Source organism: Nocardia higoensis NBRC 100133, from assembly GCF_000308595.1.
GTDB lineage: Bacteria > Actinomycetota > Actinomycetes > Mycobacteriales > Mycobacteriaceae > Nocardia > Nocardia higoensis.
On the sequence record NZ_BAGA01000111.1, the window covers coordinates 1 to 24,060 of the forward strand.

The following is a 24,060-nucleotide window of genomic DNA, read 5'->3' on the forward strand; positions in this document are numbered from 1 at the left end:
CCGACCCAGGTGAAGCACCGCTGCTGATTCCCGCCATCGAACACCACCGGCGGATACCCGTGCGCCAACCGCCACAGAGTCCGGGTGATGAAGAAGCTACTGTCCTGACCGGGGCCGTAGACATTGAACAACCGCAATGTCGTGAACCTCAACCCACGCCGCCGCCCGAGATCGAACAGCAGTTGCTCGGCCAGCAATTTCGCCATCGCGTACACCCACCGCGGACGACTCGCGTCCCCGATCACGCAATCGGCCGTCTCCGACCACGGCACCTTCGGATTGCGGCCGAATACCTCACTCGTACTGACGAAGACCATCGGCAGGTCGCGTTCCAGCGCTGCGTGCGCCACCACCCGCGTTCCGTTGAAGATGACATCGGCCACATCCTCGGCGTCCCGCAGGTAATGCGAAATCCCTACATGAGAGGCCAGGTGGAACACCTGGTCCGCGCCGTCCAACGCCTCCGCGACCGCGCCCGCGTCGCGGACATCGACGACGCGGCAATCGACGTCGACGCCGCGCCTCGACTCGGCTACTCGTGAGCATTGCCCGACGTCGACCAGATCGAGAACCGCCACCTCATCGCCGCGCGCCTCGAGCCGCCCGAGCAGATGACCTCCGATGAACCCCATGCCACCTGTGAGCACGATTCTCGCCACTGTGCACTCTCCTCCCCCGAATCTATTGGCCCTGATTCGTTTCAACGTACAAAGCAGGGCCATCACCAAATAGTGTGAGCCACCAAAACAGCGAGTGTCAATCCCAAATATATTGCCCTGTAACGGTTTTCATATAGCCAGCGCGAAGTGGCGGTGTCGCGTCAACGTGAGCGCACCGCCGCGTCCGACATCGCAGAAACAGTTGTCTACCTGCCGATACCTCTCCAGATCACTTCGTCGATCTCTATCTCGGCCCCCGGAGGTCCCCTCTCAGCCCCGAGCATCGACGCACTTCGCCGCAGCCGTCTGCACGCCTCGCTCGCCATGTGACCGGCCGGCCACCTGAACCGCTGATTGCGGCGAACACCAACTTTCCCGTGCGGCCGATCGCCAGCAGCGGTGCACGGCGAAATTCGGCTTCGCCAGGACACCGCCGGACAGAATCTCGGCGATTTCCTCGCACCGCCGCGGCGTTCATGCCGATTCGTTCCCAGTGGGCCGCCGACGACACGGCAGGGCTCCGCCGTTGTCGACGTGGGCTTGGAGGTCGTCACTGATCGCGGCGTACACGGACTTCGCGTGACTGGTCGCGATCGTGGCGCTTTGCTCGCGGGTCCACCCCAAGCGGATCAGGATGCCGATGGCGGCATCGAGTTCACTGGTGTAGCGCGGCTGATCGTCGTGGCTGGCAGCCTCGATCACGCGGGTGAACGTCGCGGTGTATTCGGTGCCGTACTGGGCGATCAGCTCATCGATGAACGCCCAGGTGCGCAGCAGAACGATTCCTTCCTCACTCCGCAACGTCGGCTGCGGCACCTGAGGCGGTTGATCGATCATCCCGACAGCACGGCCCAACTCGACGGGCAGGCTCGAACAGACGCCTTCCGCCCGGATCTCGGTTCGGTGTTCCATGATTGGCCGCTTTCATAAGTGTGTGCGGTTGGCGCCTCTGAGGCCCAGGGCGTTCGATGTGTCGCTGATGAACGGCTGACTTCGGCGAGGACGAGAGCCCGGCTGGACCCGGGCTGGACGCTTCGACCGCCCGATCGAGAACTCTCGCCAAATCAGTCCTCACCAGCGCGGTAAGGCCGGGACCTCGCCGCGCATAGCGGCGGTGGCTTCCTCGCTTCGCGTGCAGTGCTTCTCGTATCGGCCGATTTCGGCAAAGACGGTTCCCGGGTGTGGTCGATCGCCCGACAGCGGCGGAATGAGCCATCGCCGTCCCCGGGTGCAGGGGCCGGGCAGGATCACGACACTGTCGGCGCTGACGGTCACGGCTTTCGCGGCCTCGAGTGCCTCCTGCCACCGCGCATACAGGTCGGCCGGGGTCGGGTCGGTCAGCATGATCCATGTGCCGTTCTCGACGATGATCACCGGGCCGGGTTCGGTGAGTCGATCGTGGACCCACACCCCTAACGCCTCGTGCATCGCGACCGCGCCGACGGTCGTCCAGCGCCGCACGACGATGTCCTGTGTTGCGCGGACGATGTCGCAGTCGAGACGGCAGAACCGCAGGTACTGATCTCGCTCCATCAGCACGTCCGGATCGATTTCCGGAGGAGACGGCCTCACGACTTCTCGCCCACGGTCGCGGCTCGTCGTTTCGGCGGCCTGGCCGTGGCGAGGTGTTCGGCAACCTTTACGCTCTCACTCATCTGGATCCGTCCTCTTCCCCGCCGGCAGCGGGCAACGGCTCGGCATCGAGCCGTTGACGCACCCGGCAATGCGGTGAGCACCGCTCGTGCAGTCGCTGCGCCTGGAGGGCTTCGTGATCGGTCAGTGTCCCGGAGTCGGAGAGGCAGTCCGCGAGGTTGGTGTAGAGGTGGGGCAAGGTGTCCGGGGCCAGGTATCCAGGCATCGATTCGCTCATAGGGGTCACGGTTTCCGTGCGAGGCCGCCGTAGGCGGGAAGCGTGCGGTGTTCACCGATCCGGGTGTGGTTGGGTCGCCAACGGCTGATCGATGTGAAGCCGGGCGCGACCAGGTCCAGACCTTCGAACACCGCGCGGAGCTGGCCCTTGGAACGCGGCACATAGGGGACGGCGCCGGTGGTGTTGTAGGTCTGGCACATCGCGGTGTACTCGGGGCAGTCGTCGGTGCCGTCCCACAGCAGCAGGTAGCTGCCCGGTGGGACGGCGGCCATGATCGTGTGGACGATCCACAGCATGTCGATGTAGGAGCGTGCATGGCCGAGTACGCCCATGAACATCACCGCGATCGGTCGCGTGAAGTCCAGGAGGTCGGCGGCACGGGTGAGGATCTGTTCGGGGTCGTGGAAGTCTGCCTCGAGGCAGGAGGTGGCCCCGTCGGGGGTGGTGCTGGTGAGCAGTGCCCGCGCATGGGCGATGACGAGTGGGTCGTTGTCGACGTAGACGACCTTCGATTCCGGCGCGACGGCCTGGGCGATCTCGTGGGTGTTGACCGCGGCCGGTAGGCCGACGCCGATGTCGAGGAACTGCCGTACACCCGCACCCGCAGCGAGGTAGCCGACCGTGCGGTGCAGGAACTGGCTGGACTGCACCGCCATCGTGGTGATGGCGGGATAGACGGCGGTGGCGGCGTCGCCAGAGATCCGGTCGAGGTCGTAGTAGTCCTTGCCGCCCATCCAGTAGTTCCAGACGCGTGCCGAATGCGGAATGTCGGTGCGGATCAGCGGGCACGCCGCGCCCGCGGGAGCTGCCGAGGCGGTCACAGGGTCTTCACCTGCTTGGCGACCGGTCCCTTGGCACCGGTGCCGGACTGGAATTCGACGCGCTGTCCCTCGGTCAGGACGCGGAATCCTTCGGCCTGGATCTCGGAGTGGTGGACGAAGATGTCTTTGCCGCCGTGGTCAGGGATGATGAACCCGAAACCTTTCTCGGCATCGAACCAACGAACGGTTCCGTGTTCCATGATCAAGGTCTCCTCGGCTGGGACGAGTGGTTGGCTGTGGGCTGTGGGCAGGTGTCGCGGTTGGTCGGAGACTCGTCGGCTGCCCGATGGCAGGCTGGTCGCGGAGCGGATCAGCGAAGCAGGAAATGGTCGCTGGTAGGGAAGCTGCTGTAGGTCGTCGACTGCGAGGCGGGCCAGACCTTGTCGCAGGGTGTGTTCTCGGCGAAGGGCTCCGCTACGCATCCGGCCGCCCGGTAGCGCTGGATCGGGTTTCAGCAGGCGCAGTCGAGCGATACCCGCGCGGCGGTCTCCTGCGGGATCCGGCCCCGTAGTGAGCCAGTGTGGGATCTCTGCGGCCATGACAATCCCCTTCCCTGTCTTCGAGACGCAACTGGTCACCTTGTGCTGTCATCGACTGGATTCCGCGGTGGAGCCATCAACCGCCCTCACGCCATCCAGGTAGGCGGGCAGGGACTGGTGTCCGTGGGAGATGAAGCTCGGCAACGGCTTCAACTCGACCGCCTCGACAGCGAGAGCGAGTTCGGGGAAGCGCCCGAACAGGGCAGACAGGGCCTCGACGGCTTCCAGGCGGCCAGGGCCGCGCCCAGGCAGTGATGTGGCCCGTACCCGAAGGACAGGTGCTCCTTGTTCGGACGGGCGGGGTCGAAGGCGTCAGGGTCCGGTTCGTGCCAATCAGGGTTGCGATTGGCGGCAGCGATCGCGGCGATGATTGCCTCACCCGCCTTGATATGCACGTCGGCGATGTCGATATTGGCGATCGCGTACCGCAACGGCAGGTTCGCCACCGGCGGCGCATACCGCAACGTCTCATCCACCAACTGTGACCAGGTGACGGTGCCGGTCCGCATTTGTCTCAGCAGTTCGGGCCTGGTCAGTACCTGATACACCGCCTGGTCGATGAGGTTGACGGTGGCGGCCCGATACCTGGCGTGCTCGGCACCGGAGCTGCGCAACGCGTTCGGACGCTTCTCCATCATCGGCCGCACCGGGCATTCCAACGGAATACCGCGCTGCCAGACGCTGGGATCGGCGGGGAAATATTCGGGATCGTTCAGAATCCCCAGCGCGGTCCAATAGCCGACCACCAACGTCGCGGGAACACCCGGAGCCAACCACACCGGCGCCAACGACCCGAACCGCTCCCACATCCGCTTGTATGCACCGTGTGGGTCGGCGGCGAAGTCGGCGGTATAGATCGGGACACGGAATTCGCTGCCTGTCTCGCGAGATCGCCCGTAATCCGGCGAGCGCGACGCTTCGAATGGGCAATCGGATGGCGCAATCATGAATAGCTCCAAATCAAGCGAATATTGGCAGTGGGATCACGGAGAGAGATCCAGAAATGGTCCTTGAATGCCGGGCCACCTCCAGCTCGACATCGCTGCCTCATCGCACGCACTCCGGCACTCTCGTCGGACAGGACTCGCCCGTGCGGTATCGGCGAGACAGCCGAACCTTCACGACGAGTGCGAAATTCATGCACCCCAGCATCGGCACACGATGAGGAAAGGGGAACTGCACTGCCACCGCACCGCACTGCAATACCACTGCACATCCACACTGGGCGACTGCCGCTCGCCGGCGGCTCGGTGGAAAACTGGGTGCCATGATGGAACTCAACGGCGCCCCGGTCACCGGCGCCGACCTCGCCTCTCTGGCACTGGTCGGCTACGGACACTTCACCTCGATGCGGGTCGAGGAAGGCAGCGCGGTGCGTGGCCTGAACCTGCATCTGGACCGGCTGACCCGCGACTGTCGCACGGTCTTCGCCGCCGAGCTCGACACCGACCGCGTCCGCGAATACATCCGGCACGCCATCCGCGAAGCCGCCGCGCCGCTCATCGTCCGGGTTACCATGTACGACCCGGCGCTCACCCTCGCCAGGCCCGGAGCCGACGCCCAACCACAGGTTCTCATCACCATGCGGACCGCGCCGCCCGCGGCCACCACCCCGCTGCGGCTGCAGTCGGTCGTATACTCCCGCGACCTGCCCAAGGTCAAACACGTCGGCCTCTTCGGTGCACTGCACCAGCGCGCCCTGGCCCAACGCGCCGGATACGACGACGTCGTATTCACCGAACCGGACGGCACGATCACCGAGATCGGCACCAGCAACATCGCGTTCATCCGAGGCGACGGTCAGCTGGTTTGGCCCCACGCCGAAGTACTCGTCGGCACCACCATGCGGTTGATCAACCAGGTCCGCGACGAAGAAGTCCTCACCGAGCGAGTCACCCTCTCCCAACTCCCCCACTACACAGGAGCCGTGGCGACCAACGCCGCGACCGGCGTCCGTGCCGTCACCGGCATCGATGACCACCAATGGCCCGAACACGCAGCCACGGCGAAACTGCGCGCGCACTACGAATCCATTCCGCCACAGCGGATCTAGCCTCAACCCACCACGAACGGCCACTAGGCTGATACGCCACCGCACACAAAAGGGGGGCTACGCGGAGATGATCAGCCTGGTTCAGCCGTGGACCGGAGTAGAAGTCGCAGCACTGCGCCGGGCCCGACGCATGACGCTCATCGAGTTCGCCGCCTACCTCGGAGTCAGCGAACGCATCGTGTCCACCTGGGAAGCCAAAGGCGCTGACACCACGCCGCGCCCAGTCAATCAGGCCGCTCTGGACACCTCGCTCCAGCGATTGAATCCCGACGAACTCGCCCGCTTCCTCCAGCTGGTGCCGGCTGAGGCCATCACCGACGCCCGCCAGGAGGAAGCCCTCGCCCAACCCGACCGCACCCGCCATCCTGTCGATGGACGGTGGATGAACAGGATCCCCGACGGCGTCTACCTGTCCGGACCGCTCGACCAACCCGTCTGGCTGCCCGAATACTGGATCGATACCTACCCGATCACCAATAACGACTACGCCACGTTCGTCACCGCCGCCGGCCACCCGCCACCCCAACACTGGAACGGCCGCCGCCCACCACCCGACATCACCGATCACCCCGTCGTATGGGTCACCCACGACGACGCCAGCGCCTACGCACAGTGGGCAGGAAAGCGACTCCCCACCTCCCAAGAGTGGGAAAAAGCCGCACGTGGCCCTCGCGGCGCGACCTGGCCCTGGGGAGACCAAGCAACCCCAGCCAAATGCAACTGCAAACGCGACCGCACCCAAGGCACCACCACACCCGTCGACCGCTACAAGTCCGGCGTCAGCCACTACGGCGTCTACGACCTCGCAGGCAACGTCTGGGAATGGCTCAGCACCGAAACCAGCTCCGGCCGGTACGAACTCAAAGGCTCAAGCTTCCACTCCCTGCTCGAAACAGCCGCAGCAGCGATCTTCAACGACGCCGACCGACTGATGCTCGACGACGACACAGGCTTCCGCTGCGCCACAACCGATCTGAAAGATCCGGCTGAATAGACTGCCACCGTTGTGAATCTTCGGCGATCTCGGGCCCAGGGCCCTTCGCGGTCACCGCAAGCTCCCCAGAACGCACTCCTCTGAATTGCTGCCAATGTGCATCGCAGTCGCGCCGTTCAAGCCGAGGCGTACCCGCGGTTTCGCGACGGCGATCGGGGCCGCCACGTCCAGGCGGGTCATCGAATCCGCTGTCCACGGCTTGGTCGAACGCCACCGCCGACCCGGGGACACGCACCTGTGTGTGGCCGGAGGTGTCATGGAGGACTTTGTCGCCGTCCGCAAACTCCGGACCGGTGCCGGGTTCGCCGATATCTACGCCGCGCCCGCGTGCGGAGACGCCGGCACCGCGCTCGGCGCGGCCCTGGTGGTCGCCGCCGCGCACGGCCACCGTCCGGATCGGCTCGAGCACATCCAGCTCGGCCCGGCCTTCACCGATCCAGAAATCCACGCGGTCCTGGCCGAGTGCGCGATCGCCTCCACCGTCACCGACGACCCGGCCGACAGCGCTGCCGAACTGTTGGCCCGCGGCCACATCGTGGCCTGGTTCCAGGGACGAATGGAGTACGGGCCCCGCGCTCTGGGAGCACGCTCGCTGCTGGCCGACCCATCCACCGTGGCGATGCGAGAGCGGGTCAACCGCATCAAACGACGCGAAGAGTTCCGCCCCTTCGGCCCGTCGGTACTGTCCGAACACGTCGCAGAGTTATTCGGCCGCAACGACATCCGCGCACCGTTCATGTCGTTCACCCTGCCCACCGCCGATCGCGGCCCTATCATCGCGGCCACCCACGTCGATGCCACCAGCCGACCCCAGACCGTGCCGCCCGGCGGTGGCCTGTATCGGCGGCTGATCGAGCGATTCCATCAGCGCACCGGCATTCCCGCTGTGCTCAACACCAGCCTGAACTCCGGCTGGGAACCGATCATCGCCGACCCGGCCCAAGCGCTGGCGTTCTTCTTTACCTGCCCGGCCGATGCGCTGGTGATCGGCTCCCACATCGTCACCAAACACCGCGACCGGCGGTGACACGCGATGTCGCAGCCGTTGAAGCTCCTCGCCGACCAGATCGCCACCCACACCCGCTACTCCGAGCACAACTTCGACCTCAACGCAGACGTCGCGGCCGCACTCAGGCTGTCCGGCAGCGAACAGACCATCGATATCGGATGCGGCACGGGACAATTCCTGCGAACCCTGCGCGAGCAGGGACACCGCGGCGACTTGTTCGGAACCGGAATCCGCCCCGAGGCCGCCGCCGCGGCCGCCGCCCTCGACGCCGTACACGCCGTGCACACCGATGCGCTCCAGCTGCCGTTCCCCGATAGCATGTTCGACCGCGCGACCGCCATGCACCTGCTCTACTACCTGAGCGACCCGGCAGCGGGGTTGGCGGAAATGCATCGGGTGACCCGGCCCGGCGGGACGATCGCGGTCACCGTCAACCACACCGTCACCGCTCCACGGTTGCGGGCACTGGTCGCCGAACACGCAGCACGGTACGGGTTCAGCCCGCGCCCAGCCTCCCATATCTGGGCCGAGAATCCACGCACCGCTGCACCGTTGGATGTCGATGCCGCAGCCGAGTTGATATGTGTCGAGTTCGGGCACGCCACCGCCTGGCGGCGCGACGACGCCCTGGTCTTTCCCACCCCTGACAGCGTGCTGCCCTACGCCGACGTGCTCGCCCGGTTCGTCTGCGGCGTCGGCGAGGACTCACCACATCGCGCGCAGATCCTCTGCGAGGTCGGGGCCGAGGTACGTTCCTGGTTCGCCAGGCACGGCCGACCGTGGCGTGACCCGAAGGGCTACACCATCCTGACCGCCGACACCTAGCGTGGGGCCGCCGCCGGACCGAGCCGGCTCCAGTCGAAACCGAGCTCACCCTTATCAGCGATGACCTGCTCCCACCACGACCGGTGCTCGACATACCAGGCGACGGTCTCGGCGATACCGGACTCGAAATCGTGGACCGGCGCCCAACCGAGCCGGGATTCGATCTTGTCCGGGTTGATCAGATACCGCCGGTCGTGGTTCGGCCGATCCGGGATGTGCTCGATCCACTCCCCCGGATCCCGCTCGAGCGCGGTGACCACCATGGTGGCGATGTCGATATTGGTGACCTCCCTGCGGGCGGAGATGTCGAAAATCGGCAACAGCCCCGGATCGGTCGCCGCCGCGGCCGGGATCGGGTCGAGTTCGGCGTGCAGCACCCGATGCACCGCGGCACAGTGGTCGGCCACATGCAGCCAGTCCCGACGCTGCAACCCATCACCGTAGACCGGGACCTTCTTCCCCCGCAGCACATTCGTCACCGCCAGGGGAATCAACTTCTCCGGCAACTGGAACGGGCCATAGTTGTTCGCGCAGTGCGTCATCCGCAGATTCAGCTGCGTATAGGTTTGCATGTAGGCGCGCACCATCTGATCCCCGGCCGCCTTCGCCGCCGAATACGGCGTCTTCGCGTTCAACGGCGACCGCTCGGTGAACCACCCTTGCCCCTCGGCCAGCTCCCCGTACACCTCGATCGTGGACACGTGCACATGCGAGCGGACCGGCACCAGGCGACTGCACTCGGCCATCACCTGCGCCCCCAGGGCGTTGCTGCGCATGAACGACGACGGCCCCAGGATCGCGCGGTCGTTGTGTGACTCGGCGGCGAAGTTCACCACATAGTCAGGCAGGTACCGCCGATACAGGGCCTCCATCACCGGCAGGTCGGCGATATCGGCCTGCTCGAACACGATCCTGTCGCTCACCGCGTCGAGGTTGGCCGGATTACCGGCGAAGCCGATGTAGTCCACCGCCACCACCCGGGCATCGGGCTCCCACTCCAGCAGCAGGTGCACATAGTTCGCGCCGATGAACCCGGCAGCGCCGGTCACGAGGTAGACGGACATGGTTGCCGAGCCTAGCCCAGATCCGATCCCGCAGCGGCCTCCACCGGAAGCGTTCAAAAGGCCTGATCAACACACCCTCCGCGTCCGGACTGATCACGCACGAAAAGCGAAGATCCGATGTCGACCCCAAGGTGCTCCAGTCCGTCTCTCGCCGGACCGTCCACACCGCGACCAGGGTCGATGCAGACCCCGGTCCGCGACGCCACCACGATCGCGACGATGTTCCACCGCTCGCTAGCATCCGTGATTCGATAACCGCACACCAATCGCTGGGAATCAGCCGTAGGCGCAGCCCTGCACCGCCCTGTCAATGGCCAGTTGGTTCTCCCCGCGGGCGGCCAGCAATCGTCCCCGCTGATGGCCGGTTGGTTTTCCCAACGGTGGCCAGTAATTTCCCCATCGAGGTCAGCGCAGTGGCTTCACCCACTTGCCGAGCACATGCGCATGAGCCTGCGCAGGAACCCTCGCACGTGATCCGGCGGTGCGCGGCGAGTTCCTCTCCCGTGTCAGCCGGTAGGGCGGGCGCGGGGCAAGTAGAGTACGCAACGACCTTGTCCCCATGCGTTTCCGGCGGAGTCTGACTGTGTCGATCAGTGATTCCCATATCGCGGGACTGCTGCACGAGTTGGTGACATCTTGACCTGCCCTACTGGTTGGGTTCCAGATCAGGTGGCTAACTGACGGCCTATCCGAAAGGCTGGCAGTCATGCCACGCGCCTACCCTCCCGAGTTCCGCAGCAGAGCAGTCGCATTGGTCCGAGCAGGACGACCAGCCAAGCAGACCGCGTTCGACCTCGGCATCCACCCGGTCACGCTGTCGAAGTGGCTGCGCCAGGACGACATCGACCACGGACGCCGCCCAGGGATCCCGTCATCGGAGTCCGCGGAGCTGCGTGCGGCCAAGCGGCGGATCCATGAACTCGAGACCGAGCTGGCGATCATCCGCCACGCCGCAAAGTTCCTTCAGGAGGACGTCTCCGGCCCAAAAGCAGGCTCTACCCGGTGATCGACGCTCTCGCCGCCGCCGGAGCGCCGATCGACCGCTGCTGCCGCATCCTCGGAGTCGCCCGGCAGAACTACTACAAAGCCAAACGCAGGCCGACGACACCGACCCAGTTGCGTCGCCAATGGCTGACCGGGCTGATCCGCGAGGTGCATATCGCTTCCCGCGGCACCTACGGCTACCGCAGGATCCACGCCGAACTCACCCTCGGCATGGGCATCCAAGTCTGTCCACGCACCATCTCGGTGCTCATGACCTTGGCCGGCATCCGCGGCCTACCGGGCCCGGTCCGGGTCAAACGCTTGCGCGGTGTCGCGACCGCCGAGGACCTGGTGAACCGCAAGTTCCATCGGCTGGCGCCGAACGAGTTGTGGGTCACCGACATCACCCAACACCGTACGAGGGAAGGATGGCTCTACTGCGCGGCGGTCCTCGACGCCTACAGCCGCAAGATCGTCGGCTGGTCCATCGACTCCCGACCCGACTCCACACTCGTGGTCAACGCCCTGGACATGGCCATCCGAAACCGGCGACCTGAACCGGGCGGTATCGTGCATGCCGATCACGGAACTCAGTTCACCTCATGGGTTTTCGGGGAGAAGATCCGCTCGGCGGGGCTGCTGCCCTCGTTCGGGACCGTCGGCGACGGGCTGGACAACGCCATGATGGAATCGTTCTGGTCCTCGATGCAGATCGAGCTGCTCAACCGCCAGCGATGGAAGACCCGCGTCGAGCTCGCGAACGCGATCTTCGACTACATCGAGATCTTCTACAACCGGCAACGCCGCCACTCCTCCCTCGGCTACCGCACCCCGATCGAGTACGAACTACTCTCCGAGAAGACACCCATCACCGCCGCCAGTTAGCCACCCGGACTGGAACCCAAAGGATGGGGCAGGTCATCTGATCTGTGGTGCCGTGGGGCACTGCTGGAAGGATGGACACCGTGCCCAAGCCCTATCCCAAGGAGTTCCGCGACGACGTCGTGCGGGTCGCTCGCAATCGAGAGCCCGGCCAGAAGCTCAAGCAGATCGCGGCCGATTTCGGGATCAGCGAGTCCTGCCTGGCCACCTGGATGAAGACCGCAGATGTCGAGGACGGTATTTCCGCTGGAACGACCGCCGCCGAGAATGCCGAGTTGCGGGAACCTCGGAAGCGGATCAGGTTGCTCGAGCAGGAGAACGAGGTCCTGCGGCGGGCGGCGGCGTATCTGTCGCAGGCGAACCTGCCGGGAAAATGACTCTTCTATGGCTTCTGTCAAGCGGGAGCCACTGTGTTTTGGAGTTGCCGGAAGACGGCGCGGCAGACGTAGCGTTTGAGGTTGCGGCGGATTTCGCGGGGTGTTTTGCCTTGCGCTCGACTGCGTTCGGCGTAGGCGCGGGTGTCGGGGTCGTAGCTGAGGCGGGTTCGGACGATGATGTCGAAGGCGCGGTTGAGTTGGCGGTCGCCGCCGCGGTTGAGGCGGTGGCGGACGGTGTTGCCTGACGAGGCTGGTTGTGGCGCGACGCCGGCCAGGTTGGCGAAGGCGGATTCGGATCGGATGCGGCCGTGGTGGGAGTAGGCGCAGTAGATGATGGCCGCGGTCACCGGTCCGATGCCCGGGGTGTCTTGCAGGCCGGGTGCGACCTTGTTGACGAGGTCGTTGAGGTGGGTGTGGTTGCTCTTGAGCTGGGTGTCGTAGTCGATGATCGCGCGTGCCAGGCGCCGGGCCTCAGCGCGTGCGACTTTGGTGAGGTGGTCGCCGGAGGTGGCGCGCCAGCCGGCGATGGCTGCGATGGTGGGGTTGGTGATCGGTCGGCGGGCGTCGATGCCGAGGTCGATGGTCCGAAGTAGTGCGGTGAGGGCGTTGCGGCTGGCGGTGCGTTGCTGGTCGAGCAGACGCCGCGCGGCGAGCAGTATCCGCAGGGCTGTGCGATCGCCGGTGGATCGCGGTGCAGCGACGTGTGATTCTTCGCGTCCCAGAACCGATCTTGCCGCTGCCTCGGCGTCGATTCGGTCGGTTTTGCCGTCCACGACCTGTTGTTTGCGTGAGGGCGGCCGGACCTCACCGACCGGGATGCCGGCATCGATGAGGGTCGCGGTCAGGATCGCCCCGTAGGACGAGGTGCCTTCCACCGCGGCGAATACTGCTCCGCTGGTTCGTGTGCGTATCCAGGTCACTGCTCGCGCGAGACCAGCTGGATGCGTGGGAAATTCGCGTGTGTCGACGACGGCGCCGGTGCGGGTTTCGATGGCGACGAAGGTGTGGGTGCGGGCGTGGGTGTCCACGCCGACTACGTATTCGTAGCGTTCGGCGATGCGAGTCATGCGGCTGGTTGTCCTCTCTGTGTCTCGGGCGGTGGGGTCGGCCGGGTCACTCGGAGGCAAATCTGTAATGGGTCACGCGTGGACTGCGCGGACATTCTTCTGATCAGGCCATCCGGGCGGGGTGGTCCGACACCCCGGCCCGCTGCGCGGACAAGTCATTTTCAAGACACCCGACGGATCGGGGTCGGATATACCCGGAGTCACGCGAAGCGAGCCGAAGCGTCAGCCTGCCAGCCGATCTCGGACCGGCCAAGACCATTACAGATCTACCCGCTCGTCCGCGAGCTGGCCGCTGACGGGATTCCCGTCGCGGTGACGTGCCGGGTGCTGAAGATCGCGCGCCAACCGTATTACCGGTGGCTGGCCGATCCGGTCACGGCTGCTGATCTCGAGCAGGCGTATCGGGCGAATGCCTTGTTCGATGCTCACCGCGACGATCCCGAGTTCGGGTATCGATTCCTGCTCGATGAAGCAGCCACCGCGGGTGAGCCGATGGCGGCGCGGACCGCGTGGCGGATCTGCTCGGTCAACAGGTGGTGGAGCAGTTTCGGCAAGAAACGCGGTGCCAAGAACGGCCGCTCGGGCCCTCCCGTGCATGACGATCTGGTCGCCCGGAACTTCACTGCTGATGCGCCGAACATGTTGTGGCTCATGGATATAACGGAACATTTCACCAGTGAAGGGAAGCTCTATCTTTGCGCGGTCAAGGACGTGTTCTCCAACCGCATCGTGGGGTATTCGATCGATTCGCGGATGAAGGCCCGCCTGGCGGTCGATGCCCTGTCCTCTGCTGCGGCCAGGCGCGGCGCGGCTGGTGAGCAGGTCGCCGGCTGCATCGTTCACAGTGACAGGGGGTCGCAGTTTCGGTCCCGGAAGTTCGTTCGTGCCTTGCGCTCTCACGCGATGGTCGGGTCGATGGGGCGGGTCGGTGCCTGCGGTGACAACGCGGCGATGGAATCGTTCTTCGCCCTGCTGCAGAAGAACGTCCTCGACCGCCGGCCTTGGGTCACTCGTGGTGAGCTCCGGATCGCGATCGTGACGTGGATCGAACGGACCTACCACCGCCGCCGACGCCAGGCCAGGCTCGGCAGATTGACCCCGGTCGAATACGAAGCAATCATGACCACAGCAGCCTCTCAGGCTGCCTGACCGAACCTGTCACCGCTTCGTGCAGCAGTCCCGGCCAGCGATGCGGTCTCATTCAGAGCGAGGTCGCGCAAGGACCCGCTCGACTCTTCCATGCTCATCGTGGAGAGCGTGGCGAAGGTGTCCACGCAACCGCCCTCGGAGCTGTGGGGTCTCATCATCGGTGACATCTTGGCGAACCTGCGCGCCGCACTGGACCATGCATTATTCGGCCACATCACCGCTCGCCACTCGCTGCCCGAAGAGCAGCAGAGGGCCATCCAGTTCCCGATCGTGGTCGACGCCTCGAAATGGCCGTCGAAGGACCGGCAGTACCTTCCCCTGGTGGATTCCGCAGTCTGGGCCCACATCTACACCAAACAGCCGTTTCACGCTGCGGATCCGCACAGCGGCGGGTTGCACATCCTCAACGATCTGGTCAACCGCGACAAACACCGAACCCTGCACGTGTTGGTGTCGGTGGGCACCGTAACCTTCGACCGGAACAACGCCCCGATCGCCGAACTTCCGTCCTCAGCCCGTCCGATCACCGACGGCGCCGTCATCGGTCACGCGCGGATGATGAAACGCCTGTGGGGCGAGGGGCCGAAGCTGGTGGACATTCCGGGAGGGGCCGCCTACATCGAACACATCGACGCACCGGGCTTCGATGGAAGGCCGGTCGGTGCTCTGGACCTGATGGAGAACCTAACAGCGGCCACCGAGACCTTCCTCGACGAGCTGCGCACTCTCGGCTGCTGAGAGGAGAAGGAGCGGACGCCAGGTGCCGAGCCCTGTAGCGTTGAGCAGCAACATATTGCATTGCATAGCGCGGGTTGGGCATGTTCGCGTCCAGGGTGACACGGTGGCTCGATCGCGCAGAACGCGGTACGGGCCTGCGGTCACCGGCGCAGGGGTGAGGTGATGAATGGCTCGGATGTGGTGAGAGGGCAGTTCGCGGATCGGAACCGATACGCGACAGAATGAGGGCACTGTTCGGCGCTGGTGCGCCCTGACCACGGGATCGTTTGCGAGAACCGTACCGTCGGCTTCCGCGCAAAGCCGTGGCTGCGGCGGCGGGGGGCACGGGGATCTCAACCGGATCGATGATCGCGGCAGGGCTGGTGTCGCTATGGGTTCTGGGCATGGCTGTCTCCGGTGGTCTCGTGTGCGCTCCAGCGGCTGATCGCCTCTGTGATCAGCCGTGCTGCCGCGCCCGGGGGCGCCGTGGTGGTGTCGATGATCAGATCAGCCGCAGCGCCCAGCCACTGCTCGCGGGCGTCGAAATAGGTCGGCAGATGTTGTAGACGCCACCCCGCCGCACGATGGAGCACCTCGTCCTCGCTGATACGTCGCCGCAACGTAGGTTCATCGGCTTCGACCAGGACCAGGCGCACCGTGTACCCGAGAGCACGCAGTCCCTCGGCCAACTCCTCCCAGTACTGCTGGTTCAGTACCGTCTGCACGATCACCAGGCTCTGATTCGTAGCTCGGGCGATTTCGTCAGCGACGATCGGGGTCAGCCTCCGCCACGACGGCAACTGCTGGAAGTCCGCGACACAGGAGTCGGCCAGCTGCGCGCGCAGCATGAACCCGACGAACTCCGGATCGAACAACCGCCACGCAGGCGTGGAAGCCACCAGTTCCTCAGCAGTCGTGGTCTTTCCCGAGCCGAAGGGACCGTTCAACCACACCATTTCGGACAATTTTCCTCCTGTACCGGGTATTCACGGACAAACCGAGACAAAGAAGCCACCAGGTGATGCACCTGCATACCCACCGCCGCCGCGCCGGGAAGATTCACTGCAAGATCATCGATCACCAGCACCCGCTGCGGCGCGACTCCCATCTCTCGGGCGGTATGGCGGCACAGCGCCGGGGCCGGCACGTGGTGTGACATCTCCGGAAACCACGGCAATGCGCCCACTGTCTTAGAGCTCTAAGGGTGCTTGCGGGTAGGTACCGCGACTGACGCGAGACGCGCTGGTGCGGGGCACACGCACGGTCAGCCGCTCAGCGCGGCAGGAAAAGTCGCTGGTAAGGAAGTTGTTGCAGGTCGTCGGTCACCAGGTCGTCGACCGTGACGCGGGCTAAACCCTGACGCACCGCGTTCTCAGCGAAGGCCTCGGCGACGCATCCGGCTGCCCGGTAGTGCTGGATCGGGACACCCGCGACACCGAAATCGACGATCACTCGGCGCTCCTCGATCACCGCAACGGCGGTCGGCCAGTCCATCCAGGAAGCCGCTCGAGGATGCGCCGCAAGGTCTGCTCGTCACAGCGATACCGCGAACCCTGGCCACCACTGGGACCGGTCCGATACGTCGAACAGCGGATCTCGCACTTGCCGGCGCCGGCGAACAGCGCAGCGCCCGGAACACGCTGCGGTAGAGAGTGATTCATTCGACCTTCCTCCCTGAATAGGTCAGCGAATCCCCCGAAGCCCGAACGGGCGAACTTGTCGTGTCGAGGTGGGCGACCGAGCGGCACACCGAGAGGTTGGCGTTGGCCGTGCCCGACTGCGATGCCCGAGTTCGGGGGAACCAGTCGAATGTAAGCTCCGCCACACAAACAGTCAACCACTTTGCTAGCAAAGTGCTCTGCCATTGGTGATGTCTGCTACTGATACCGTGAAGGTCGTGGCTAGCGAGATCACTGACGAGCGGTCCATCCAGACGCGGATTGCCGACGACATCCGGGCACGCATCGAACTCGGCGAGTACGCCGCGGGCGACCAGCTGCCCACCTACGACGAACTGCGGCAGACCTACCTGTGCAGCACCGGTGTGGCGCGTAAAGCCATCGACCTGCTGCGCCAACAGGGACTGATCATCTCCAGGCAAGGCAAAGGGGTGTTCGTCCGCGAGCGAGCCCAGCCCAAACGGCACGGCATCGAGCGCTACGCCCGCAGCCGCTGGAAGACCGGCGGCACCGCCATCCACGACGCCGAAGCTGGCAGCCAGGGACTGCCGGTCAGACAGCTCTACCGCGAGCTGGGCGAAACACCCGCGCCCGCGGTCGTCGCGACCGCGTTCGGGATCGAGGAGGGGACGCCGGTCTGGGTGCGTAAACGCACCACCGTCATCGACGGCCGTCCCCATCAGCTCGCCGATTCCTACTATCCCCTCGACCTCGCCGAAGGCACCCTGCTCACCGAAGAGAACTCCGGGCCCGGTGGTGGGTTCGCCCGCCTCGACGAAGCCGGTGAACCACTGGCCGAGATCAGCGAGGAGTGGAGCGCCCGCATGCCCAGCTCCCCGGAAAGCGTCGCGCTGCAGCTGCCCGGCGGCACCCCGGTCCTGGACCTCACCCGCATCGTCTACGACACCACCGGACGCGCGGTCGAAGTGATGCTGGCGGTGATCGCCGCCGACACCGTCCGCATGAGCTACCGATTCGCCATCCCCGACTAACCAGCGCCCGGCCAGGAGAACGCGATGCAGCCTTCGATCCCCACCGTCGCCCTCAACGACGGGACCACCATCCCCCAGCTCGGCTACGGGGTGTTCCGTGTCCCCGACGACGAAGCCACCCCCGCCGTGGCTGCTGCCCTCGAGGCCGGCTACCGCGCCATCGACACCGCCGCGTACTACCGCAACGAACCCGGCACCGGCGCCGCGATCGCCGCTTCCGGGATCCCCCGCGAGCAACTGCACATCACCACCAAGGTCTGGCACACCGACCTCGGCTACGACGCCACCCTCGCCGCCGTCGAACAGAGCCTGGCCAATCTGAAGCTCGACTGCCTGGACCTGTATCTCATCCACTGGCCGGTGCCCTCCCGCGACCTCTACGTCGAGTCCTGGCGGGCGCTGGAGAAGATCAAGAGCGACGGCCTTGCCCGATCGATCGGCGTCTCCAACTTCCCGATCCCGCAACTGGAACGACTGATCGCCGAAACCGGCACCGTGCCCGCGGTCAACCAGGTCGAGTTGCATCCCTGGCTGCCCCAAACCGAACTCCGCGAATTCCACACCCGCCACGGCATCACCACCCAGGCATGGAGCCCCCTGGGCCACGGTCGGCTCGTCACCGACCCGACCGTCGAACAGGTCGCCGCCCGCCACGGCAAGACCGCCGCGCAGATCCTGCTGCGCTGGAACATCGAACTCGGCAACCTCGTGATCTCGAAATCCGTCACCTTCCAACGAATCCAGTCGAACCTCGAGATTTTCGACTTCGAACTCACCGGCGAGGACCACGACCTGCTCGCGACACTGGACAACGGAACCCGCACCGGCCCCGACCCCGCCGTCTACGGCGCCCCCTGACATACGGCCCGACCTCGATCGGTGCCCACGACGACTCGGCGAGCCCAGCTGGATGCTCATCCGGATCTCCGTGGGATGACCGTCTGCGGCACCACCAGCGTGCAGGCCACCGTCAACGCCTTGGCGGCGGTGCCGAAGTGCGCCAGGCTCGGTGCCAAGATCGCCGCCGCCCGGGCCGTGTGAGCGGTGTGGGCGATCAACGTGGTCGGCATGAACGTCTGATCGTCGATGGTGAGTACGTCGGTGATGTGGCAGCCGTGCCAGGCCGCCAACTCGGCGAGGGCAGCCCGGTCGGCGGGCTCGGACTCGCTGACCGTGAGGTTCAGCACGGCGATGGCGGTGTCCATGAATCACTTCCGATCAGTCCGCGGTCGCGGAAGTACTGGTAGTCGTTGTCGCTGACGCGCATGGCCGCGACCCGGGTCGAGCAATGCCACGGGCACTCGCCATGCAACTGCAGCGCGTTCGCGGCATCGGCCGGTGACCGCACCGGCCAGCCCGGGTTGTCATGGCGGAGCTCCTCGGCCCGGGCCGTCGAACCGCGGATGCGGCCGATCGAGATGACCTGGGCGGCCGACGGTAAGGGGTTCGTCTCCCGGGTATCAGGGGGCACGGCCGCCTCGTCCACTGGTGTGATGACAGACCTCCCGCTATCGTCCGGCCGCGATGCCGGTGATGAACGTGCGACCGTCCCGGTCCTCGGTGGTGATCTTTTGGACGCGCGCCGCGGTGGGTGCCTGAGCGGGTATTGGGTGGTCAGCGCGACCCTCCACACCCGCTCATTGCCCTCGGTGCCGGTTCCCGCAGCCGGGCTGATCTGGACGCAGTACCGGGTCCCGACCGGGGTGTTGTCGATCCCGAGTTGGATCACCTCCGCTGCGGGAACGGCAGCGTCCGCGGTGGTCAGGGACCGAGCAGTGTGTCCTGAACGGGCCACGAAGTAGGCGTGTTCGAACGCCAGAATCACCCCCGGCCCGCTACCCGGGTCACCGACCCTGCTGCCCGAAACCGCGTCACCGCTGACCTGCTCAATGCAGCCGTCCGCCGTCCAGTCAGCCCTTTCGTCCAGCGCGAGTCTCGACCCAGCGGGGGCAGATCCAACAAGATTCTCGTGTGCACCCATGGTCGTGACCGCCAGGATGCCCACGGCGAGAGGGCCAGCAACCGCCACCGCGCGTCTCAGGAGACGCCATCGGGCGACACCCACGCGACGCACTGCTGCGGGGTCCGGCCCCGCGGTGAGCCAGTGCGGAATCTCAACAGCCATGAACCCGCCCTCCCCCATCGCTGAACAACACCGACTCGCCCCGGGCTGTCATCGACCGGATTCCGCGGTCGAGCCACCAACGGTCCCCACCCCATCCAGATAGACGGGAAGCGATCGGTGCCCGTGGGAAATGAAGCTCGGCATCGGCTTCAACTCACCCGCCCCGGCAGCCAGGGTCAGTTCAGGGAACCGCCCGAACAGGGCAGGCAGCGCTTCGACGGCCTCCAGGCGGGCCAAGGCCGCGCCCAGGCAGTGATGCGGACCATATCCGAAGGAGAGGTGCTCCTTGTTGGGGCGGGCCGGATCGAACTGGTCGGGGTTGGGGTCGTGCCGGTGCGGGTTGCGGTTGGTGGCGGCGATCGCGGCGATGATCGCTTCACCGGTTCTGATCCGCACATCAGCGATGTCGATATCGGCGACGGCATACCGCAGCGGCAGGTTCGCCACCGGCGGTGCGTGCCGCAACGTCTCCTCTACCAACTGTGACCACGTGATGGCGCCGGTTCGCAACAGTCTCAGCAGATCGGGCCGGGTCAACACCTGATAGACCGCCTGGTCGATGAGATTGACGGTCGTCTCATAGCCGGCACTGATCACCAGTAACAAGGTGTGGACGAGCTCTTCCTCGGAGAGCCTGTCGTCGTTGTCACGGTGCTCGATGAGCAGGCTGGTCATGTCGTCCCCCGGCTCGGCCCGGCGCCGCTCCACCAATGTGGTCAAGGTGGCGACCAGTTCGGTGAACGTGTCGTGCGGGTCGCGCTGCGGGGTGGTGGAGAAGATCTCGTCCACACACACCCGCAGCCGCGGCTGGAGATCGTCCGGGACGCCCATCAGGGCGGTGATCACCCGCAGCGGGACCTGGGTGGCGTATTCCTCGCGCAGGTCGACCAGCGACCCGACCGGTCGGGCAGCGAGGCCGTTGAGCAGATCGACGATGATCTGCTTGATCTGAGGCCGCAACGCAGTAACCCGGCGCGGGGTGAAAGCGGGGCCGATGAGCTTGCGCAGGCGCTGGTGCTCTTTGCCGTAGGCGGTGAACATGTTGCGCACCGACACCCAGGTGATCAACGGCCAATCCGGGGGCACCTGCCCGGCACGGAATCGCGGCCAGTGCTGGTGGGCGTCCTTGGATACCCGCCAGTCGGTGAACAGCTCCTTGAGCACCTCGGCGTCGGTGACAGCCCAGGCAGGAATATCGCCGGGCAGCACCACCCGGACCAGCGGTCCCTTCTCTCGCAGCGCGATGGCCTCGCCGAGGATGTCAGTGCCGGTGACATCCAGCACCACCCGATCAGAATCAGAATCAAGCTCAGGAGCAGGGGCAGGGGCAGGGGCAGGGGCAGGGGCAGGTTGCAGATCAGTCATTGCGGTTGCCTAACAGTCAACGATCGGACGAAACGGGAAGCGGCGGGGCGGGTTTGAAGACCACCGGCAGCGCTTCCAAGGACCGGTGAAACGGTCCCGGGCGCCACCTGAGTTGGTCGGCGGGGACGGCGAGTTCGATTTCAGGTAGGGCGTCGAGCAGTTGATCGATCGCATCCCCGGCGATCAACTCCGCCGGTGTGCGCGCCGGGCAGCGATGCGGTCCTGCACCGAGGCCGAGGTGAGATTCGTTGCCGTAGATGTTGCCGCCGACCACGGCCGGGTCGTTGTTGCAGGCGGCCAGGCTGATCACGATCGGTTGATGCGCAGGTACCCACATCTTGTCGTCGATCAGCTGAGGTTGGCGGGGATAGGACATGCAGAAGTTCGCTAACGGGGGATCACGGAACAACACATGGGTGAGCGCGTCACGCGTCGAGACCGCGCCTCCGACGACCCGGCCTCCGAAATCCGGGCGGGTCGTCATCAGCGACACCGTGTTCACTATCAAATTCGTCGATGGCTCGGTCGCCGCCGCATACAGAGTGAACAGCTGATGCACCGTCTCGGTGTCATCCAGGCCGGCGGGGTGAGCGAGCAGCCAGGAGGTGATGTCCTTGCCCGGACGGACACGCTTGCGGGCGACCAGCTCGGCCAACGCCGTCACCGCGAGTTGATTACCCTCTGCCGCCTCGTCGGTGGTATCGAACATCATCGCCATCCCGGCAGCGATTCGCCCGCTGATGTCGGGGTTGCAGCCGATCAACTTACTGATCACCTCGAAGACCAGCGGGAACGCGTAATCCGCGAGCAAATCCGCCTGCCCCTCGACGCAGAACCCGTTGATCAGCCTGACGGCGGCGGCCTCGACCACCGCATGTAGCCCGACCAGGTCCACGCGATCGAGCGCATCGACGGTGGCGGACCGGTAGCGGGCGTGCTCGGCACCAGTGCTGCGCAACGCGTTCGGTCGCTTCTCCATCATCGGCAACACCGGGCACTGGGCGGAAATGTTGCGCTGCCAGATGCTCGGATCGGCGGGGAAATGCTCGGGATCGTTCAGAATCCGCAACGCGGTCCAGTAGCCGATCACCAACGTCGCCGGCACTCCGGGTGCCAGCCAAACTGGCACCAGTGACCCGAACCGCTCCCGCATCCGCGCGTACGCGGCGTGCGGGTCGGCAGCGAAGTCAGCGGCGTAGAGCGGGACACGGACCTCGTTGTCGGCATCCATTGGAGAATCACGCCCGACAGGGCAACGGATGGAAGGAGAAATGCCGGGTTGCACAGTAGGCAAGGGGATACTCCCGAATCAATCGAACTGCAGGCGATGTGTTTCGTCGGAGCAGGCGTGGGGCGGCGCACTCCTTTTCTGTCCAATCTCATTGCCCACCTGACGATGCTGGTCGACACCCGGCGCCGAGGACTGAACGTTCCATGTCGACCCGACGCCGGGGCCTGTCTTCAGCATCGCCCTGCACACCCGGCCCATACCTGAGCCATGACAGCCCACTTGGGCCCATATCCGGCCCATTCCTCTCGCGACATCGTCTTCGTGGGGTGGAATACCGATACCGTCGGACGACGAAGGGGAGATGGAGAAACGGATGGGGCAACCACGGACGAGGCTCGAACAGCTCACCACTCAAAGGGGAATCAGCACGAGCGATTTCGTACGTGAATTCAGCCGTCGTGCTGACGAACTCGGCATCGCGGCAGGAATCTCGCGCAGCGCGGTGAAACGGTGGGTGCAGGGCACGTCCGGACCACCTCGCGTCCCTGCCCGTCGGGTTCTCGAAACTTGGTTCGGTGAACCAGCATCCGTCTTACTCGGTCCGCCTCGAGTCGACACCCCTATCGCAGCCACGGAGAAGGATCTGGCAGTGAATGCAGCACACGAATCGGTGAACCACGCACTCGACGCCGCCTCGGCACTCGATCCATCCGCTCTCGAGCATCTCCATGCGGCCGCTGGACACGCTGCCTGCGCCTACTACGTGACGCCACCGCTCGATATGCTCACCGACCTTGTTCTGCTGCGTGACACCATCTATCAACAGCTCGACCGCACCCACAAGCCGCTGCAGCAAGCGGAGTTGTACCTTCTCGCTGGTCAGGTCTGCGGACTGCTGTCGTCGGTCACGTGGGACCTCGGGCTGGTCGAGGCGGCTGAGGAACAAGCACGCGCCGCTTACACCTACGGATCGGTGATCGACCATCCGTCGTTGCAGGCGTGGGCGCGTGCACTGCAGGTCACGCTCGCGTTCTGGTCAGGACACCCGCGCCGCGCCCATGCCATCGCGACGGCGGCCCTGCCTACCGCGCCGGCGGGAACCGCGCGGGCACGTCTGCATTCGGTGAACGCACGCGCGCTCGCTCTGTTGGGTGCACGTGGCGAGGTTCGATCCGAACTCGACGCCGCGACGGATCAGCTCGATCAGGCCGGCAATGACACGCTTCTCGATGCGGTCGGCGGGGAACTGTCGTTTGATCGGCCACGTCGCGCGCTCTGCGCTGGTGCCGCCTATGTCGCGCTCGGCGACGGCGACCAGGCCGAACGTGAGGCCTCAGATGCAGTCGACCTGTTCGGGCAGGTTCCCGCAGAACAGCGATGGGCACTTGGCGCACTCGGCGCCCAGGTCGATCTCGGAGCGGCACGTACCCTTCGCGATGACCTCGCAGGCGCGCAGACAGCTCTGCAGCCCGTGTTCGATCTGCCCGCCACCCGCCGCACCGAGGCGATCGCATTACGACTGCACGCGCTGGCCCGCACGCTCGGCACCGCCCGCTATCGCGGAGCTGTCGAGGCGTTGCAGCTCGGTGCCGCGATCGAGGACTTCACCGAAGTCTCCTTGTCCCGCACGACCGGGATGAGAGCACTACCGAAGTAGA

25 protein-coding genes and 3 pseudogenes are annotated in these 24,060 nt (G+C 65.6%); 11 read left to right on the forward strand and 17 right to left on the reverse strand.

Annotation, left to right across the window (positions count from 1 at the left end):
* The 7 genes from ON26_RS19970 to ON26_RS31715 all read right to left on the reverse strand — a co-directional run.
* The coding region (locus ON26_RS19970) for an NAD-dependent epimerase/dehydratase family protein (RefSeq protein WP_245545921.1) at window positions 1–722 on the reverse strand (722 nt) is incomplete at its 3' end.
* Between the two features lie 411 nt (window positions 723–1,133).
* Entirely contained in the window at window positions 1,134–1,571 is a 438-nt protein-coding gene (locus tag ON26_RS19975) for a hypothetical protein (protein ID WP_040797740.1), read from the reverse strand.
* Window positions 1,572–1,730: 159 nt separating this feature from the next.
* Complete coding sequence (locus ON26_RS19980) at window positions 1,731–2,192, reverse strand: hypothetical protein (RefSeq protein ID WP_040797741.1); 462 nt, start codon at window positions 2,190–2,192, stop codon at window positions 1,731–1,733.
* Between the two features lie 118 nt (window positions 2,193–2,310).
* Complete coding sequence (locus tag ON26_RS32435) at window positions 2,311–2,529, reverse strand: hypothetical protein (RefSeq protein ID WP_083884226.1); 219 nt, start codon at window positions 2,527–2,529, stop codon at window positions 2,311–2,313.
* 5 nt (window positions 2,530–2,534) lie between these two features.
* Window positions 2,535–3,350, reverse strand: a complete 816-nt coding sequence (locus ON26_RS19985) for an SAM-dependent methyltransferase (protein WP_051027264.1) — start codon at window positions 3,348–3,350, stop codon at window positions 2,535–2,537.
* Entirely contained in the window at window positions 3,347–3,550 is a 204-nt protein-coding gene (locus tag ON26_RS19990; RefSeq protein WP_040797742.1) for a cold-shock protein, read from the reverse strand. Before ON26_RS19990 ends, ON26_RS19985 begins: the two co-directional genes overlap by 4 nt.
* A gap of 488 nt (window positions 3,551–4,038) precedes the next feature.
* Window positions 4,039–4,848, reverse strand: coding sequence for a cytochrome P450 (locus ON26_RS31715; protein ID WP_218000608.1), 810 nt, complete (start codon window positions 4,846–4,848; stop codon window positions 4,039–4,041).
* A gap of 308 nt (window positions 4,849–5,156) precedes the next feature.
* On the opposite strand from ON26_RS31715, the gene ON26_RS20000 reads away from it, so the two are divergent.
* The 4 genes from ON26_RS20000 (at window position 5,157) to ON26_RS20015 (ending at window position 8,770) form a co-directional block, all read left to right on the forward strand.
* The gene (locus ON26_RS20000) at window positions 5,157–5,942 is read left to right on the forward strand and encodes an aminotransferase class IV family protein (RefSeq protein ID WP_040797743.1); all 786 of its coding nucleotides are present in this window, start codon (window positions 5,157–5,159) and stop codon (window positions 5,940–5,942) included.
* 67 nt (window positions 5,943–6,009) lie between these two features.
* Entirely contained in the window at window positions 6,010–6,936 is a 927-nt protein-coding gene (locus ON26_RS20005) for an SUMF1/EgtB/PvdO family nonheme iron enzyme (protein ID WP_218000609.1), read from the forward strand.
* A 94-nt stretch (window positions 6,937–7,030) separates the two neighbouring features.
* A complete protein-coding gene (locus ON26_RS20010; protein WP_051027266.1) occupies window positions 7,031–7,963 on the forward strand; it encodes a carbamoyltransferase C-terminal domain-containing protein in 933 nt (310 codons plus the stop codon).
* 6 nt (window positions 7,964–7,969) lie between these two features.
* The gene (locus ON26_RS20015; protein WP_040797745.1) at window positions 7,970–8,770 is read left to right on the forward strand and encodes a class I SAM-dependent methyltransferase; all 801 of its coding nucleotides are present in this window, start codon (window positions 7,970–7,972) and stop codon (window positions 8,768–8,770) included.
* Here ON26_RS20015 and ON26_RS20020 read toward each other — a convergent pair.
* Entirely contained in the window at window positions 8,767–9,834 is a 1,068-nt protein-coding gene (locus ON26_RS20020) for a dTDP-glucose 4,6-dehydratase (RefSeq protein WP_040797746.1), read from the reverse strand. The two genes, ON26_RS20015 and ON26_RS20020, sit on opposite strands and share 4 nt — an antisense overlap.
* A gap of 706 nt (window positions 9,835–10,540) precedes the next feature.
* Between ON26_RS20020 and ON26_RS20030 the strand changes: the two are divergent.
* Window positions 10,541–11,703, forward strand: a pseudogene (locus ON26_RS20030) (IS3 family transposase).
* An 80-nt stretch (window positions 11,704–11,783) separates the two neighbouring features.
* Window positions 11,784–12,077, forward strand: coding sequence for a transposase (locus ON26_RS20035; protein ID WP_040797804.1), 294 nt, complete (start codon window positions 11,784–11,786; stop codon window positions 12,075–12,077).
* A 17-nt stretch (window positions 12,078–12,094) separates the two neighbouring features.
* Here the strand turns inward: ON26_RS20035 and ON26_RS20040 are convergent, their stop codons facing one another.
* Entirely contained in the window at window positions 12,095–13,144 is a 1,050-nt protein-coding gene (locus ON26_RS20040) for an IS110 family RNA-guided transposase (RefSeq protein WP_040797749.1), read from the reverse strand.
* 237 nt (window positions 13,145–13,381) lie between these two features.
* Here ON26_RS20040 and ON26_RS20045 point away from each other — a divergent pair.
* A pseudogene (locus ON26_RS20045) lies at window positions 13,382–14,293 on the forward strand (IS3 family transposase); the annotation flags it as partial.
* A 168-nt stretch (window positions 14,294–14,461) separates the two neighbouring features.
* Window positions 14,462–15,031 carry a hypothetical protein gene (locus tag ON26_RS31720; RefSeq protein ID WP_157171951.1) on the forward strand — a complete coding sequence of 190 codons (570 nt, stop codon included), beginning with the start codon at window positions 14,462–14,464 and terminating at the stop codon, window positions 15,029–15,031.
* A gap of 368 nt (window positions 15,032–15,399) precedes the next feature.
* On the opposite strand, the gene ON26_RS20055 is transcribed toward ON26_RS31720, so the two are convergent.
* The 3 genes from ON26_RS20055 to ON26_RS20060 form a co-directional block, all read right to left on the reverse strand.
* Window positions 15,400–15,966 (reverse strand): P-loop nucleotide/nucleoside kinase family protein, encoded by a 567-nt coding sequence (locus tag ON26_RS20055; RefSeq protein ID WP_051027269.1) that lies wholly within the window; start codon window positions 15,964–15,966, stop codon window positions 15,400–15,402.
* Complete coding sequence (locus ON26_RS33500) at window positions 15,954–16,169, reverse strand: HAD-IA family hydrolase (protein ID WP_169333748.1); 216 nt, start codon at window positions 16,167–16,169, stop codon at window positions 15,954–15,956. The genes ON26_RS20055 and ON26_RS33500 overlap by 13 nt, the downstream gene beginning before the upstream one ends.
* 113 nt (window positions 16,170–16,282) lie before the next feature.
* On the reverse strand, window positions 16,283–16,504 hold the full coding sequence (locus ON26_RS20060; protein ID WP_040797750.1) for a hypothetical protein: 222 nt from the start codon (window positions 16,502–16,504) through the stop codon (window positions 16,283–16,285).
* A gap of 403 nt (window positions 16,505–16,907) precedes the next feature.
* Here ON26_RS20060 and ON26_RS20065 point away from each other — a divergent pair, with 403 nt between their 5' ends.
* Together ON26_RS20065 and ON26_RS20070 are read left to right on the forward strand one after the other, a co-directional pair.
* Complete coding sequence (locus tag ON26_RS20065) at window positions 16,908–17,681, forward strand: GntR family transcriptional regulator (protein WP_218000610.1); 774 nt, start codon at window positions 16,908–16,910, stop codon at window positions 17,679–17,681.
* Between the two features lie 24 nt (window positions 17,682–17,705).
* Complete coding sequence (locus tag ON26_RS20070) at window positions 17,706–18,539, forward strand: aldo/keto reductase (protein WP_040797752.1); 834 nt, start codon at window positions 17,706–17,708, stop codon at window positions 18,537–18,539.
* A gap of 56 nt (window positions 18,540–18,595) precedes the next feature.
* On the opposite strand, the gene ON26_RS20075 is transcribed toward ON26_RS20070, so the two are convergent.
* The 5 genes and pseudogenes from ON26_RS20075 to ON26_RS20090 all read right to left on the reverse strand — a co-directional run bounded on the left by ON26_RS20075 (window position 18,596) and on the right by ON26_RS20090 (window position 22,402).
* Window positions 18,596–18,886, reverse strand: coding sequence for a hypothetical protein (locus ON26_RS20075; RefSeq protein ID WP_040797753.1), 291 nt, complete (start codon window positions 18,884–18,886; stop codon window positions 18,596–18,598).
* Window positions 18,862–19,167, reverse strand: a complete 306-nt coding sequence (locus ON26_RS34255; RefSeq protein ID WP_040797754.1) for a hypothetical protein — start codon at window positions 19,165–19,167, stop codon at window positions 18,862–18,864. Before ON26_RS34255 ends, ON26_RS20075 begins: the two co-directional genes overlap by 25 nt.
* A 117-nt stretch (window positions 19,168–19,284) precedes the next feature.
* Window positions 19,285–19,824: pseudogene (locus ON26_RS35225) on the reverse strand (DUF8176 domain-containing protein); the annotation flags it as partial.
* A 30-nt stretch (window positions 19,825–19,854) separates the two neighbouring features.
* Entirely contained in the window at window positions 19,855–21,093 is a 1,239-nt protein-coding gene (locus tag ON26_RS20085; RefSeq protein WP_051027270.1) for a cytochrome P450 family protein, read from the reverse strand.
* Window positions 21,094–21,187: 94 nt separating this feature from the next.
* Window positions 21,188–22,402, reverse strand: coding sequence for a cytochrome P450 (locus ON26_RS20090; protein ID WP_051027271.1), 1,215 nt, complete (start codon window positions 22,400–22,402; stop codon window positions 21,188–21,190).
* A 373-nt stretch (window positions 22,403–22,775) separates the two neighbouring features.
* On the opposite strand from ON26_RS20090, the gene ON26_RS20095 reads away from it, so the two are divergent.
* Complete coding sequence (locus tag ON26_RS20095) at window positions 22,776–24,059, forward strand: NsdA family TPR-like regulatory protein (RefSeq protein ID WP_505770236.1); 1,284 nt, start codon at window positions 22,776–22,778, stop codon at window positions 24,057–24,059.
* Window position 24,060 lies beyond the last annotated feature (1 nt).

Coding starts and splice junctions, on each gene's coding strand:
- ON26_RS19975 (WP_040797740.1), bottom strand. CDS start 1,571: ATGGAACACCGAACCGAGATCCGGGCGGAAGGCGTCTGTTCGAGCCTG.
- ON26_RS19980 (WP_040797741.1), bottom strand. CDS start 2,192: ATGGAGCGAGATCAGTACCTGCGGTTCTGCCGTCTCGACTGCGACATC.
- ON26_RS32435 (WP_083884226.1), bottom strand. CDS start 2,529: ATGAGCGAATCGATGCCTGGATACCTGGCCCCGGACACCTTGCCCCAC.
- ON26_RS19990 (WP_040797742.1), bottom strand. CDS start 3,550: ATGGAACACGGAACCGTTCGTTGGTTCGATGCCGAGAAAGGTTTCGGG.
- ON26_RS20000 (WP_040797743.1), top strand. CDS start 5,157: ATGATGGAACTCAACGGCGCCCCGGTCACCGGCGCCGACCTCGCCTCT.
- ON26_RS20005 (WP_218000609.1), top strand. CDS start 6,010: ATGATCAGCCTGGTTCAGCCGTGGACCGGAGTAGAAGTCGCAGCACTG.
- ON26_RS20010 (WP_051027266.1), top strand. CDS start 7,031: ATGTGCATCGCAGTCGCGCCGTTCAAGCCGAGGCGTACCCGCGGTTTC.
- ON26_RS20015 (WP_040797745.1), top strand. CDS start 7,970: ATGTCGCAGCCGTTGAAGCTCCTCGCCGACCAGATCGCCACCCACACC.
- ON26_RS20020 (WP_040797746.1), bottom strand. CDS start 9,834: ATGTCCGTCTACCTCGTGACCGGCGCTGCCGGGTTCATCGGCGCGAAC.
- ON26_RS20040 (WP_040797749.1), bottom strand. CDS start 13,144: ATGACTCGCATCGCCGAACGCTACGAATACGTAGTCGGCGTGGACACC.
- ON26_RS20055 (WP_051027269.1), bottom strand. CDS start 15,966: ATGGTGTGGTTGAACGGTCCCTTCGGCTCGGGAAAGACCACGACTGCT.
- ON26_RS33500 (WP_169333748.1), bottom strand. CDS start 16,169: ATGTCACACCACGTGCCGGCCCCGGCGCTGTGCCGCCATACCGCCCGA.
- ON26_RS20060 (WP_040797750.1), bottom strand. CDS start 16,504: ATGGACTGGCCGACCGCCGTTGCGGTGATCGAGGAGCGCCGAGTGATC.
- ON26_RS20070 (WP_040797752.1), top strand. CDS start 17,706: ATGCAGCCTTCGATCCCCACCGTCGCCCTCAACGACGGGACCACCATC.
- ON26_RS20075 (WP_040797753.1), bottom strand. CDS start 18,886: ATGGACACCGCCATCGCCGTGCTGAACCTCACGGTCAGCGAGTCCGAG.
- ON26_RS20090 (WP_051027271.1), bottom strand. CDS start 22,402: ATGGATGCCGACAACGAGGTCCGTGTCCCGCTCTACGCCGCTGACTTC.
- ON26_RS20095 (WP_505770236.1), top strand. CDS start 22,776: ATGGGGCAACCACGGACGAGGCTCGAACAGCTCACCACTCAAAGGGGA.